This is a genomic window from Streptomyces sp. G5(2025) (assembly GCF_049542075.1).
Taxonomy (GTDB): Bacteria; Actinomycetota; Actinomycetes; order Streptomycetales; family Streptomycetaceae; genus Streptomyces.
In genome coordinates, this window is record NZ_JBMUZT010000006.1 from 4,370,019 (window position 1) to 4,381,969 (window position 11,951).

Genomic DNA, 11,951 nt, shown 5'->3' on the forward strand with positions numbered 1-11,951 from the left:
CCGCGAAAGCGGTACGCCGTCAGGTCTGCGGCATGCCCGTGGGGCCCTCGGGCAGCTTGCCGCCGTCCGATACGCCCCCGCCCCCGATGCTCGTGGACGGCTCCGAGGCCTCCGGGACGTCGAACGGGCCGGGTGACCAGAAAGGCCCCCCGACCCGCTGACCGCCGCGAAAGCGGTACGCCGTCAGGTCTGCGGCATGCCCGTGGGCAGATCCTCCGGCAGATCGGTGGGCATGTCCGTGGGCAGGTCCGGCAGATCGGTGGGCATGTCCGTGGGCAGGTCCGGCAGATCGGTGGGCATGTCCGTGGGCAGCCCCTTGGGCGGCTTGCCGCCGTCCGTCTTCAGGAACTCGTCCTCGCCAGCACCCTCCCAGGCGACCTTCAGCGTCTTGGCGTCCACGGACTCGATCCGTCCGGTCGTGCGATCGGCGTTCCCCTGCGGGCACTTGAGGCTGATCCTCCCGCCGCCCGCGCTGCCGCTGCACATCACGTCCTCGCCCACCAGCGACGCCGACTTCTCGTGGATCACGAGAGCCAGCGGCTTCCCGCCGGTCGTGGAGACCCACGATCCCTCCAGGCTGCCGCGGCCGGAGCCATCGGAGCCGCCGCCGTCCGAGCCGCCGGACCCGGCGGACCCGGCGGACGAACCGCGGTCCTTGCCGCCGCCGTCACTGCCGCCGTCGCCGTCGCCGTCGCCGCCACCGCCGCACCCGGCCACGGCGAGCGCCGCGACCAGACCGACCGCGACGGCCCCGGCCCGGATCCGGACATGACCGGCACGACGAGTTTTACGGACGTACGTACGCACGTGAAGTCCCCCTGGAGAGCCCGGCATCGCACGCCGGCGGCGCCGGCGAAGTCGCGCGCCAAGCTACCAGGAGGACTTGCGCACACCGGGGAGGAATCCGGCGTGCGCCTGTTCACGCAACTTCACCCTCGACAGGCCGAACGCCCCCACATAGCCGCGCGGACGCCCGTCGACACTGTCCCGGTTGCGCACGCGCGTGGCGCTCGCGTCACGCGGCTGCCGCGCCAACTCCCGCTGGGCGGCGAGCCGTTCGGAGTCGCCGGTGCCGGGCCTGCGGATGATCTCCTTCAGCTCGGCCCGCCGCGCGGCGTACCGCGCGACGATCTCGCGGCGCTTCTCGTTCTTCGCGATCTTGCTCTTCTTCGCCATCGGTCAGACCTTCCCGCCCTGGGTGCGGATCCGGGCGACGGCCGCCTCGATGCCGATGGAGTCGACGGTCCTGATCCCCTTCGTGCTGAGCCGCAGCCGCACGTACCGGCCCTCGCTCGGCAGCCAGTACCGCTTGCGCTGGACGTTGGGGTCGAAGCGGCGGGAGGTCCGCCGGTGGGAGTGGGAGATGTGGTTGCCGAAACCGGGCTTCGCGCCGGTCAGCTGGCAGTGGGCGGACAAGGTGACGCACCTCTCTGTCGGTCGAAGGCACCCGCTGTTGAAAACGGGAGTCGTTTTCATATACTACCCACATGGCCCGCAACGAACTCCGCCCCGTCATCAAGCTCCGGTCCACGGCGGGAACCGGCTACACCTACGTCACCCGCAAGAACCGCCGTAACGACCCCGACCGCCTCACGCTGCGCAAGTACGACCCGGTGGCCGGCCGCCACGTCGACTTCCGAGAGGAGCGCTGACCGCCATGCGCAAGGACATCCACCCGCCGTACGCCCCCGTCGTCTTCCGCGACAAGGCCGCGGGCTTCGCCTTCCTCACCCGCTCCACCGCCACCGGCGAGAAGACGGTCGAGTGGGAGGACGGGCACACGTACCCGGTCATCGACGTCGAGGTCTCGTCCGCGAGCCACCCCTTCTACACGGGGACGGCCCGCGTCCTGGACACCGCGGGCCGCGTCGAGCGCTTCGAACGCCGCTTCGGTAAGCGCTGATGGACCACCGGCACTACAAGCCCGGTCAGTACGGCGAGCGCGACGATCACGGCGCCCGCCCGATGGACACCGTGATCGTCGGCGGACTCCACGCGGACGCCCGCAGGGCGGCCGTCGAGCACCTCCTCGCCACCGTCCCCGACAGCGTCGCCCTCCACCACGACCTGTCGACCGCGGTGCGGGGCACGGTCGTGCGCACCGTGCGCGACGCCACCGGCGTGCTCTCCACGGGCGACGCCCCCCTCGTCAACGACTGCGCGTGCTGCGCGCTCCGCGAGGACCTCGTGCCCGAGCTGGAGCGCCTCGCGGACGCGGGCCTGACCCGGCTCGCGGTCGTCGAGCTGTGGGACTCGGTCGAGCCCAAGGCCATGGCCGAGGTCATCACCGCGCACGGCGGCGAGGGCCTCAGGCTCAGCGGTGTGGTCACGGCGGTGGACCCCGCCCTGCTCCTGCCCTGCCTCGGCAACGGCGACGACCTCATGGAGGCCGGACTCGCCGCGGCCCCCACCGACCAGCGCACCGTCGCCGACACCTGGGCGCGCCAGCTGGAGTACGCCCCCGTGCTCGCCGTCATGGACTCCGCCGAGGCCGACGACGAGGACCGTGCGCTGCTCGCCCAGCTCCATCCGACAGCCCGCCAGGTCCCGATCGGCCACGGCGATCTGGCGGGCGCCGTCCTCGCCGGGTTCGACGTCGAGGCGGCCGCCGCGGCGCAGCACCCGTCCTGCGCGCTGCTGCCGGTCGAGGCCGACGCGTCGGGCGTCTCCACTTTCGTATGGCACCGGGAGCGGCCGTTCCACCCCGGGCGGCTTTACGACGCGCTGGAGGACCTGACGTGCGCGGCGGCCCGCAGCCGGGGCCGGTTCTGGCTCGCCGACCATCCGGACACCCTGCTCGGCTGGGACGCGGCGGGCGGCGCGCTCTGCGTGGAGTCCGCCGGGCCCTGGCTGGCCTCGCTGCCCGACGCCGCGTGGGAGATGGTGCCGCCGGTGCGCCGCGCGGCCGCCGCCCTCGACTGGCATCCGGAGCACGGCGACTGCTGCAACCACCTGGTGTTCACCTCGCCGGGCCTGGACCGCGCGGGGCTCGCAGAGGTCCTGGAGTCCTGCCTGCTCACCGACGAGGAGTACGCCGCCGGGCGTGACGCCTGGAAGAACCTGCCGCCCGCCTTCGACACCCTCCTGGAGGTCTGACCTTGTCCCCCCGCAAGTCCCCCGCCCGCCCGCAGAAGCCGCGCCCCAACCCCCTGGACCAGGCCGGCATCACGTACATCGACTACAAGGACACGGACCTGCTCCGGAAGTTCATCTCCGACCGGGGCAAGATTCGCAGCCGCCGTGTGACGCGTGTGACGGCGCAGCAGCAGCGGCAGATCGCCGCCGCGATCAAGAACGCCCGCGAGATGGCCCTCCTGCCGTACGGCACCCCGCGCTGACCCGAGGCCGCCCACACCGCCGATTTCCCTTCCTGCCCCGCTCCCCCCCGCACACCGCGCCGCTGTTTTCCGTCTCCGGACGGAACACATCCGGCGCGGTGTGCGTCTGTTTCTGAAGAGCCGCTTCTGAAGAGCCGCTTCCGAAGAGCCGCGATCGGGCGGCGAACAAGACCGCACTCGGGGCTGTGCTCAGGGGCTGACTCAGGGCTGCGCTCAGGGCTGTAATCAACGCACCACCGCGCGTGCACGTGCATCTGCCCATGCATCGGCATGTGAACACAGCTATGATCCGGGACAGTTGACCACTGCATCTAGAGCCACTACAGGCACTGCACCACCACCGGGGAGCGATCTGTGCACCACGCGTTTAACGGCATGGCGGCCACGGAGCTTCACGGGGTGGTCTGGCAGAAGAGCAGGCACAGTAACTCGCAGGGCTCGTGCGTCGAGTTCGCGAAGCTGCCCGGCGGCGATGTCGCCGTACGCAATTCGCGCTTCCCGGACGGCCCGGCACTCGTCTATACGCGCGCCGAGATAGAGGCGATGCTGCTGGGGATGAAGGACGGGGAGTTCGACCACCTGATAGGCGGTTAGCCCGCCCTCCTGTAGGCCCCTTGTAGCCCCCCGCCCGTACCGCTCAGCGCAGCTGAAACAACGCCCAGACCACCTTGCCGCGCACCGCGCCGGCGAGCGGGTGCCAGCCCCAGCCGTCGCTGAAGGACTCCACCAGGAACAGGCCCCGGCCCGACTCCGCGGAGAAGTCGTCGTCGGTGTCGCGCGCGACGGGACTCTCGTCGCTGGGGTCGCGCACCGCGCACACCAGACGCGACGCCCAGCGCATCAGATGGAGCCGCACGGGCGGCTCCGGCTGCTCGCGCGGAGTGTCGGCGGGCAGGGCGTGCCGCAGCGCGTTGGTGACGAGTTCGGAGACGACCAGCGCTATGTCGTCGAAACGCTCTTCCAGTTCCCACTGCCCGAGTGTCGTGCGGGTGAACTGCCGTGCGCTGCCCACCGCTTCGTAACGGGCGGGGAGGGCGACGGACGCCGCGCTGTCGACCGCCGAGGGGTCGAGTGGAGGAAGCCCCTGCCTCAGCGGCTCGACGAGCATGGTCGATCCATTCGTCCCCATGCGAGGCACTCCCCGGTTTCGCGGTACATAGCGATGGAGCGGTGGCGCGGTCGGTCGCCGATGGTGCGGGTGGTACACGGTCGGTACAGCAGTGGCGCGCGGACCATGGTTCCGAATGCGCAGAGCAGATGCAAGGGCAGATGCACGTGCACGCGCCGGACTTGATGGTTCCCATGCCACTTGTTGCCCATTTCTCCCCCCGACTTCTTCTGGTCAGCTTTCGGAGGCTTTCCCTTTCTGTAACCGAACGTGTACGGCCCGAAGCGTTTAATGGCAGACTGCTGGCTTCCAGTCGATGGGGAGGATTGAGCGAAGTGACCGCAGGGGAGTCGAGTGGCTCGGTGGTACGGCGCATCCTGCTGGGCTCGCAGCTGAGGCGCCTGAGGGAATCCCGGGGCATCACCCGCGAAGCGGCCGGTTACTCGATCCGCGCCTCCGAGTCGAAGATCAGCCGCATGGAGTTGGGACGGGTGAGCTTCAAGTCCAGGGATATAGAGGACCTACTCACGCTGTACGGCGTCACGGACGAGGCCGAGCGCGGCGCACTCCTCTCGCTGGCGAAGGAGGCCAACCTCACGGGCTGGTGGCACAGTTACTCCGACGTCCTGCCGGGCTGGTTCCAGACGTACATCGGCCTGGAGGGCGCGGCCTCACTGATCCGCGTCTACGAAGTCCAGTTCGTCAACGGCCTGTTGCAGACCGAGGCGTACGCCCACGCGGTCGTCGCGCGCGGCATGCAGGGCGCGAGCAAGGCGGAGATCGACCGGCGCGTCGCGCTGCGCCTGGAGCGGCAGAAGCTCCTCGCCTCCGAACACGCGCCCCGCTTCCACTGCGTCCTGGACGAGGCGGCGCTCCGACGCCCGTACGGCGACCGGGAGGTGATGCGCGGTCAGCTCCAGCACCTGATCGACATCTCCGAGCGGCCGAACGTCACGCTCCAGGTGATGCCGTTCAGCTTCGGCGGCCACGCGGGCGAGAGCGGCGCCTTCACGATGCTGAGCTTCCCGGAGTCCGACCTCTCCGACGTCGTGTACGTGGAGCAGCTGACCGGCGCGCTCTATCTCGACAAGGCGGAAGAGGTCGCCCAGTACGAGCGGGTGGCGGCGCAGCTGCACAAGGACAGCCCGGACGCGGCGGACAGCCGTGACCTTCTGCGCGGACTCCTCCAACTTACTTGAACCGTCACCGCCAACTCACCTGAAACATAAGTACTATGACGTGACCTCAGGTGTCTGCCACCGGTTCGGATGCCTGCTTCCGTCCGCTGCCACGGCAAGGGGTCCGTCTCATGTCCTTCTTCACTGATCTGGCTCACCAGTACATCGACGGGGAGTGGAAGACCGGATCAGGCTCCTGGGACATCATCGACTTCAACCCGTACAACGGCGAGAAGCTGGCGTCCATCACCGTCGCCACCGCCGACGAGGTCGACCAGGCCTACCGCGCCGCCGAGCGCGCGCAGCGGGAGTGGGCCGAGACCAACCCCTACGCCCGGCGCGGCGTCTTCGAGCGGGCCCTGCGGATCATCGAGGACCGCGAGCAGGAGATCACCGAGGCGATCATCGCCGAGCTGGGCGGCACCCGGCTCAAGGCGGCCTTCGAGCTCCACCTCACCAAGGAGTTCCTGCGCGAGTCCGTGCACCTCGCCCTGCGGGCCGAGGGCCGCATCCTGCCCTCCCCGGAGGACGGCAAGGAGAACCGCGTGTACCGCGTCCCGGTGGGCGTGGTCGGTGTCATCAGCCCCTTCAACTTCCCGTTCCTGCTGTCGATCAAGTCCGTCGCCCCGGCCCTCGCCCTCGGCAACGCGGTCGTCCTCAAGCCCCACCAGAACGCGCCGGTGCTCGGCGGCAGCCTCGTGGCCAAGGTGTTCGAGGACGCCGGACTGCCGGCCGGCCTGCTCAACGTCGTCATCACCGACATAGCCGAGATAGGCGACGCCCTGATCGAGCACCCGGTGCCGAGCCTCATCTCGTTCACCGGTTCGGACCGCGTGGGCCGGCATGTCGCCACGGTCTGCGCCTCGCACTTCAAGCGCTCGGTCCTGGAACTGGGCGGCAACAGCGCGCTGATCGTCCTGGACGACGCCGACATCGACTACGCCGTGGACGCGGCGGTCTTCAGCCGCTTCGTGCACCAGGGCCAGGTCTGCATGGCCGCCAACCGCATCCTCGTGGACCGGTCCGTCGAGGCGGAGTTCACCGAGAAGTTCGTCGCCAAGGCCGCCTCGCTCAAGGTCGGCGACCCGGCCGAGCCCGGCACCCACATCGGCCCGCTCATCAACTCCTCGCAGGCGGACGCCGTCTCGGCCGTCGTCGAGCAGGCCGTCGCCGCGGGCGCGAGCGCCCTCCTGCACGGCCGCGCCGAGGGCAACGTGGTCACGCCCTCCGTCCTGACGGGCCTGGCCGCCGACTCCCCGGTCCTCAGCCAGGAGATCTTCGGACCCGTGGCCCTGCTCCTGCCCTTCGACGGCGAGGACGAGGCGGTACGGATCGCCAACGACACCCCGTACGGCCTGAGCGGCGCGGTGCACACGGCCGACATCGAGCGCGGTGTGCGGATCGCCAAGCGCGTACGGACCGGCATGATCCACGTGAACGACGGCACCGTCCACGACGAGGCGATCGTGCCGTTCGGCGGCGAGAAGAGCTCCGGCGTGGGCCGTCTGAACGGCGAGGCGACGGTGGACGTCTTCACCACCCAGAAGTGGATCTCGGTGCAGCACGGCCGCTCCCGCTTCCCGTTCTGACGCCTTCCGCCCTGCCCTGGTCCCCCAAGGACGGGGCCGTCTCGATGCGCTGGCTGACGCTGCACCGCGTGGAGGAGATCGGGCGGCACGCGGGCCACGCCGACACCATCCGGGAGTCCCTGGACGGAAAGACGGCTTTCGAGCCGACGGCTCTGGAGAGGGATACCCTAGTCAAAATTGATGACTGGGGGGTTAGCGGAAGGGCGCGGTACATGTCAGCGATCCGGCTACTGGTTCTCGGGGCCGTGCGTCAGCACGGCCGCGCCCACGGCTACCAGATCCGCAACGACCTGGAGTACTGGGGCGCCCACGAGTGGTCCAACGCCAAGCCCGGTTCGATCTACCACGCGCTGAAACAGCTGGCCAAGCAGGGCCACCTGCTCGCCCATGAGACGGCGCCGTCCACCGTGGGCGGCCCCCCGCGCACCGAGTACGAGATCACGGACAAGGGCACCGGGGAGTTCTTCACGCTGCTCCGCGAGGCCCTCGCCACGTACGACCAGCGGCCGGACATGCTCACGTCCGCCCTGGGCTTCATCGTGGACCTGCCGCGCGAGGAGGCGGTCGCGCTGCTCAAGGAGCGGGTGCGGGCGATGGAGGGGTGGCGCACGTCCGTCACCGAGTACTACACGCCCGAGGAAGGCCCCGGGCAGCTCGGTCACATCGGCGAGATCATGAACTACTGGGTGCACACCGCCGACGGCGGCATGGAGTGGGCGCGGGGCCTCATCGAGCGGATCGAGGGCGGCGCCTACACCTTCGCGGGCGAGGGCGAGCCGTTCGTCGGCGTACTGGCGGACGGCGAGGAGAACCCCTACGCGGCGGGCCCGCCGGACACGGACGGCCACTCCGGCTGAGCGGCCCGCGCGGTACGGGCTTGCACCTCACGCGACGTGAGGACGCAGGCTGATCCGTGTACCGAGAAGGAGAGCGGAGGCCATGGACTACTCCGTGGGACAGGCCACCGGTTTCGCCGGTGTGACGGTGCGCACGCTGCACCACTACGACGAGATCGGCCTGCTCGTGCCCGGCGAGCGCAGCCACGCGGGTCACCGGCGCTACAGCGACGCCGACCCGCGGGAGCACCTGCGCCGCCGGCACGAGCTGCTGACCGCGCGTATCCACAAGTTCCAGGAGATGGCCGCCGCCGTCGTACACCAAGGACGACTGGAAGCGGATCAACGACGAGCTCGACGCGGTCCACAACCACATGGGCGACCTGCTCGCCCAGGGGTTCGCGGCCGACTCCCCGGAGGCGATGGACGGCGCCGAGGAGCACCGCCTCTTCATCTCCCGGCACCACTACGAGTGCGCGTACGAGACGCACACCTGCCTCGGCGAGATGTACGTCGCCGACGAGCGGTTCACGGCCTTCCACGAGGCCGTCCGGCCGGGGGTCGCGGTGTTCATGCGGGACGCGATCCGCGCGAACGCGGGGCACGACGGCTGACCGGTACAAGGCTGGTGAGGGGCTGGTAAGGGGCGTTCTCAGCGTCCTCAACGGAGGGCGCCCCTTACTATGCTGCCTAGTTGGACCGTGGAACCTGGCCGTGCCGCCCCACGTTGATAACTTTGGGCGGCTGCACCTGCCGCCGCACCGCCCCCTCACCTTCAGGAGCCCGGAACCGTGACGACGCTTGCGCTCGGACCAAGCTGGCTGGATCCGGATTACCTGCTCAACCAGTTCGGCCTCTGGGGTCTGCTGGTGATCGTCTTCGCCGAGTCGGGCCTGCTGATCGGCTTCTTCCTGCCCGGCGACTCGCTGCTGTTCACCACGGGCCTGCTGATCACCACGCACAAGCTGGACACCCCGCTGTGGCTGGCCTGCGTACTGATCTGTCTCGCCGCGATCCTCGGCGACCAGGCGGGCTATCTCTTCGGCAAGAAGGTCGGCCCCGCGCTGTTCAACCGCCCGGACTCCAAGCTGTTCAAGCAGGAGAACGTGGTCAAGGCCCACGAGTTCTTCGAGAAGTACGGCCCCAAGTCGCTGGTCCTGGCCCGCTTCGTGCCGATCGTGCGTACGTTCACGCCGATCATCGCCGGTGTCTCCGGCATGCGGTACCGCTCGTTCATCACGTTCAACATCATCGGCGGCATCCTGTGGGGCGCGGGCGTCACGCTGCTCGGCGCCTGGCTCGGCAACATCGACTTCGTCCACAAGAACATCGAGGCGATCCTCATCCTGATCGTCCTCATCTCGGTGGTGCCGATCGCCATCGAGTTCCTGCGGGCGCGCGGCAAGTCCAAGAAGGCGGCGCTGGCCGAGGGCGCCCCCGCGGCGCAGCGCGGCCGCCACGCCAAGCGGTAGCCCCCACGGGCCCCGGGGCGGTCAGAAGCCCCTGGTCCGCTTCGCCGCCCGGCGGTTCGCCGCCGAGGCCGCGCCGGGCACCTTCATGATCAGCCGGGAGACCTCGCTCCCCAGGTTCACGCCGATCGCGATGGCCAGCGCCGTGGCGACGGCCTTGGTGAGCGAGTTGATGCCGGTGTTGAGGTCGTTCTGCGCCAGGGCGAGCAGCCCGAAGTACGTCGCGCTGCCGGGCAGCAGCGGCCCGATCGCCGCCGTCACGTACGGCAGTGAGGACGCGAACCGGTAGCGCGAGAAGAGCTGCCCGAACAGCCCCACCAGACCGGCCGCCACGGCCGTCGCGGCGACGGGCGACAGCTCCAGCGGCGTGTGCGCCAGGGCGCCGAACATCACCCAGGCGATGCCGCCGTTGAGCGTCACGATCAGGACCGTGTGGCGTTCCTGCTGGAGGAGTATCGCGAAGGCGAGACTCAGCGCCATCGACGCCAGTATCTGGATGACCGGCCGCGTCGACGACACCCCGAACTCCGTCTCCGGCGTCAGGTTCGTCGCGTCCAGCATCACGCCGAGCGAGAGCACCAGCAGCACGCCGCAGACGATGCCCACGATCAGATACATCACTTCGAGCAGGCGCGCGGCCGCGGTGATGTAGTAGCCGGTCAGACCGTCCTGCACGCCCGCCACCAGGGCCCGCCCCGGGATCAGCGCGAAGAGCCCGCCGGTGATGACCGCGGACGCCATGGTCGCCTCGGTGTGCGCGAAGCTCAGCGCGACACCCATCGCGGCGGGCGGCATCGCGGCCCCCACGAACTGGTAGAACTCCGGCAGCCCGCGCCCCGCGCACAGCCACGCGAGCCGGTCGCCGAGCATCGCGCCGACGGCGGCCACCACGAAGACCAGCGCGCCACCGCCGACCAGGACGGACGCGGAGCCCGCGAGCAGCCCGCCGGCCGCCGTGAGGGCCCAGCCCGGGTAGGGGTGACGGTTACGCCGGATCCCCGCGAGACGGCGGTAGGCCTCCTCCAGGGAGACCTCGATCTCCGGGTCGCTGATGTCGTCCACCAGGTGGAAGACCGCCGCGAGCCGGGTGTAGTCGGTGCCCCGGCGGCGTACCGTCCGGGAGGCCGTGACGGGGTCGTCCACCAGGGACGGCTGGTGGGAGATCGACAGGAGCGTGAACGTCACGTTCGGCTCGCACCGGTCGAGGCCGTAGGAGCGGCAGACGGCGAACATCGCCGCCTCGACGTCCTCGGCGCCCTCACCGCCCGCGAGCAGCAGCTCCCCGATACGCAGCGTCAGGTCCAGCACGCGCGGCACGGCGGGCCCGGCCTCGTCCTCGTGCTTCTGCGCGGGCTCCGTGGCGGGCCGCTCGGTGACCGGCATGCGCAGCATCGTGCGCATCTGGTCCTGCCAGGGCGCCTCCTTGGTGAGCTTCACCAGGGGGACGCCGTGCGCGGGGGTGAAGGCCTGCGGGGCGCTGCGGGCGCTGTAGGTGTGCGGCGTCGAGAACGCCGACTTCTCGGGCTCCTGCGACGTCGTCGGGGAGGGAGCGGCGAGACCGTCGGGGATGGCGAACTCGGAGGTGGTCTGCGACTCGTCCTCGGGAGCCGGTGGCTGCGGCGCCACCCCGCTGGGCTGCGCGAACGCGCTGCGGGCCTCGTCCGACTGAGGCTTTCGGTCCTCGGCCTCATGCTCGGCCACTGATGCCCTCACTTCTCATACGACTCGTACGCACCCTCCATATGGCCAGTATGGGCACAAATACACGAACGGGCCGCGCGGCCCGGGGGTCCCGGATCGCGCGGCCCGAACGGGGGCGGGAGGCTCAGTGGCCGCCCTGCGCCTCGAATCGCTTGTACGACTTCTCGATCTCGGCCTCGGCGTCCGCACGGCCGACCCAGTCGGCGCCCTCGACGGACTTGCCGGGCTCCAGGTCCTTGTAGACCTCGAAGAAGTGCTGGATCTCCAGGCGGTCGAACTCGGAGACGTGGTGGATGTCACGCAGGTGCTCCACACGCGGGTCCGAGGCCGGGACGCAGAGCAGCTTGTCGTCGCCGCCCGCCTCGTCGGTCATGCGGAACATGCCGATGGCGCGGCACTTGATGAGGCAGCCGGGGAAGGTCGGCTCGTCCAGGATGACCAGAGCGTCCAGCGGGTCACCGTCCTCGCCGAGGGTGTTCTCGACGAAGCCGTAGTCCGCGGGGTAACTGGTCGACGTGAAGAGGCGACGGTCCAGACGGATCCGGCCGGTCTCGTGGTCCACCTCGTACTTGTTCCGCGAACCCTTCGGAATCTCGATGGTGACGTCGAACTCCACGGGTGGCTCCTCCATGATCAGCACATACTTCGGGTGATTAAGTGTCCCTCACGCAGATGTGTGATCGCGAAAGGGGCTGGTCGTCGTGCCGGAGCTCAGACCTTGGCAGCGGCCTC

General features: G+C 69.9%; 15 protein-coding genes and 2 pseudogenes. 11 read left to right on the forward strand and 6 right to left on the reverse strand.

What is annotated here, in order from left to right; translation table 11 throughout:
- Positions 1-183 precede the first annotated feature (183 nt).
- From ACOBQB_RS30635 to rpmB, 3 genes are all read right to left on the reverse strand, one after another.
- Positions 184-807: a hypothetical protein gene (locus ACOBQB_RS30635; protein ID WP_423596257.1), complete on the reverse strand. Its 624-nt coding sequence runs from the start codon at positions 805-807 to the stop codon at positions 184-186.
- A gap of 63 nt (positions 808-870) precedes the next feature.
- Positions 871-1,176, reverse strand: a complete 306-nt coding sequence (gene rpsN, locus ACOBQB_RS30640) for a 30S ribosomal protein S14 (RefSeq protein WP_423596259.1) — start codon at positions 1,174-1,176, stop codon at positions 871-873.
- A 3-nt stretch (positions 1,177-1,179) separates the two neighbouring features.
- The gene (gene rpmB / locus ACOBQB_RS30645; RefSeq protein ID WP_423596261.1) at positions 1,180-1,416 is read right to left on the reverse strand and encodes a 50S ribosomal protein L28; all 237 of its coding nucleotides are present in this window, start codon (positions 1,414-1,416) and stop codon (positions 1,180-1,182) included.
- Positions 1,417-1,487: 71 nt separating this feature from the next.
- On the opposite strand from rpmB, the gene rpmG reads away from it, so the two are divergent.
- The 5 genes from rpmG (at position 1,488) to ACOBQB_RS30670 (ending at position 3,932) form a co-directional block, all read left to right on the forward strand.
- The gene (gene rpmG / locus ACOBQB_RS30650) at positions 1,488-1,652 is read left to right on the forward strand and encodes a 50S ribosomal protein L33 (RefSeq protein ID WP_030361075.1); all 165 of its coding nucleotides are present in this window, start codon (positions 1,488-1,490) and stop codon (positions 1,650-1,652) included.
- Between the two features lie 5 nt (positions 1,653-1,657).
- A complete protein-coding gene (locus tag ACOBQB_RS30655) occupies positions 1,658-1,903 on the forward strand; it encodes a type B 50S ribosomal protein L31 (RefSeq protein ID WP_423596264.1) in 246 nt (81 codons plus the stop codon).
- A gap of 62 nt (positions 1,904-1,965) precedes the next feature.
- A complete protein-coding gene (locus ACOBQB_RS30660; protein ID WP_423598863.1) occupies positions 1,966-3,096 on the forward strand; it encodes a CobW family GTP-binding protein in 1,131 nt (376 codons plus the stop codon).
- Positions 3,097-3,098: 2 nt separating this feature from the next.
- Positions 3,099-3,338, forward strand: coding sequence for a 30S ribosomal protein S18 (rpsR, locus tag ACOBQB_RS30665; RefSeq protein ID WP_157996640.1), 240 nt, complete (start codon positions 3,099-3,101; stop codon positions 3,336-3,338).
- A gap of 354 nt (positions 3,339-3,692) precedes the next feature.
- A complete protein-coding gene (locus ACOBQB_RS30670; RefSeq protein WP_223775964.1) occupies positions 3,693-3,932 on the forward strand; it encodes a DUF397 domain-containing protein in 240 nt (79 codons plus the stop codon).
- A 43-nt stretch (positions 3,933-3,975) separates the two neighbouring features.
- Here the strand turns inward: ACOBQB_RS30670 and ACOBQB_RS30675 are convergent, their stop codons facing one another.
- The gene (locus ACOBQB_RS30675; RefSeq protein ID WP_423596267.1) at positions 3,976-4,467 is read right to left on the reverse strand and encodes an ATP-binding protein; all 492 of its coding nucleotides are present in this window, start codon (positions 4,465-4,467) and stop codon (positions 3,976-3,978) included.
- A 314-nt stretch (positions 4,468-4,781) separates the two neighbouring features.
- Between ACOBQB_RS30675 and ACOBQB_RS30680 the strand changes: the two genes are divergently transcribed.
- From ACOBQB_RS30680 to ACOBQB_RS30705, 6 genes and pseudogenes are all read left to right on the forward strand, one after another.
- Positions 4,782-5,645: a helix-turn-helix domain-containing protein gene (locus tag ACOBQB_RS30680; protein ID WP_423596269.1), complete on the forward strand. Its 864-nt coding sequence runs from the start codon at positions 4,782-4,784 to the stop codon at positions 5,643-5,645.
- A 110-nt stretch (positions 5,646-5,755) separates the two neighbouring features.
- Positions 5,756-7,213, forward strand: coding sequence for an aldehyde dehydrogenase family protein (locus ACOBQB_RS30685; RefSeq protein WP_423596271.1), 1,458 nt, complete (start codon positions 5,756-5,758; stop codon positions 7,211-7,213).
- Positions 7,171-7,329, forward strand: a pseudogene (locus ACOBQB_RS30690) (DUF664 domain-containing protein); the annotation flags it as partial. The gene ACOBQB_RS30685 and the pseudogene ACOBQB_RS30690, both read left to right, overlap by 43 nt.
- Before the next feature lie 96 nt (positions 7,330-7,425).
- Positions 7,426-8,070: a PadR family transcriptional regulator gene (locus ACOBQB_RS30695; protein ID WP_423598865.1), complete on the forward strand. Its 645-nt coding sequence runs from the start codon at positions 7,426-7,428 to the stop codon at positions 8,068-8,070.
- Positions 8,071-8,152: 82 nt separating this feature from the next.
- Positions 8,153-8,663: pseudogene (locus ACOBQB_RS30700) on the forward strand (MerR family transcriptional regulator).
- 177 nt (positions 8,664-8,840) lie between these two features.
- Positions 8,841-9,521, forward strand: coding sequence for a DedA family protein (locus ACOBQB_RS30705; protein ID WP_423596273.1), 681 nt, complete (start codon positions 8,841-8,843; stop codon positions 9,519-9,521).
- Positions 9,522-9,542: 21 nt separating this feature from the next.
- Here ACOBQB_RS30705 and ACOBQB_RS30710 read toward each other — a convergent pair whose 3' ends face one another.
- Positions 9,543-11,219 (reverse strand): threonine/serine ThrE exporter family protein, encoded by a 1,677-nt coding sequence (locus ACOBQB_RS30710; RefSeq protein WP_423596275.1) that lies wholly within the window; start codon positions 11,217-11,219, stop codon positions 9,543-9,545.
- A gap of 124 nt (positions 11,220-11,343) precedes the next feature.
- Entirely contained in the window at positions 11,344-11,835 is a 492-nt protein-coding gene (locus ACOBQB_RS30715; protein WP_030785786.1) for an inorganic diphosphatase, read from the reverse strand.
- Positions 11,836-11,951 lie beyond the last annotated feature (116 nt).

Bases quoted from the DNA above. Each gene is read 5' to 3' on its own strand.
- ACOBQB_RS30695 (WP_423598865.1), top strand. From the start codon at position 7,426: ATGTCAGCGATCCGGCTACTGGTTCTCGGGGCCGTGCGTCAGCACGGC.
- ACOBQB_RS30675 (WP_423596267.1), bottom strand. From the start codon at position 4,467: ATGGGGACGAATGGATCGACCATGCTCGTCGAGCCGCTGAGGCAGGGG.
- rpmG (WP_030361075.1), top strand. From the start codon at position 1,488: ATGGCCCGCAACGAACTCCGCCCCGTCATCAAGCTCCGGTCCACGGCG.
- ACOBQB_RS30655 (WP_423596264.1), top strand. From the start codon at position 1,658: ATGCGCAAGGACATCCACCCGCCGTACGCCCCCGTCGTCTTCCGCGAC.
- rpsN (WP_423596259.1), bottom strand. From the start codon at position 1,176: ATGGCGAAGAAGAGCAAGATCGCGAAGAACGAGAAGCGCCGCGAGATC.
- ACOBQB_RS30660 (WP_423598863.1), top strand. From the start codon at position 1,966: ATGGACACCGTGATCGTCGGCGGACTCCACGCGGACGCCCGCAGGGCG.
- ACOBQB_RS30685 (WP_423596271.1), top strand. From the start codon at position 5,756: ATGTCCTTCTTCACTGATCTGGCTCACCAGTACATCGACGGGGAGTGG.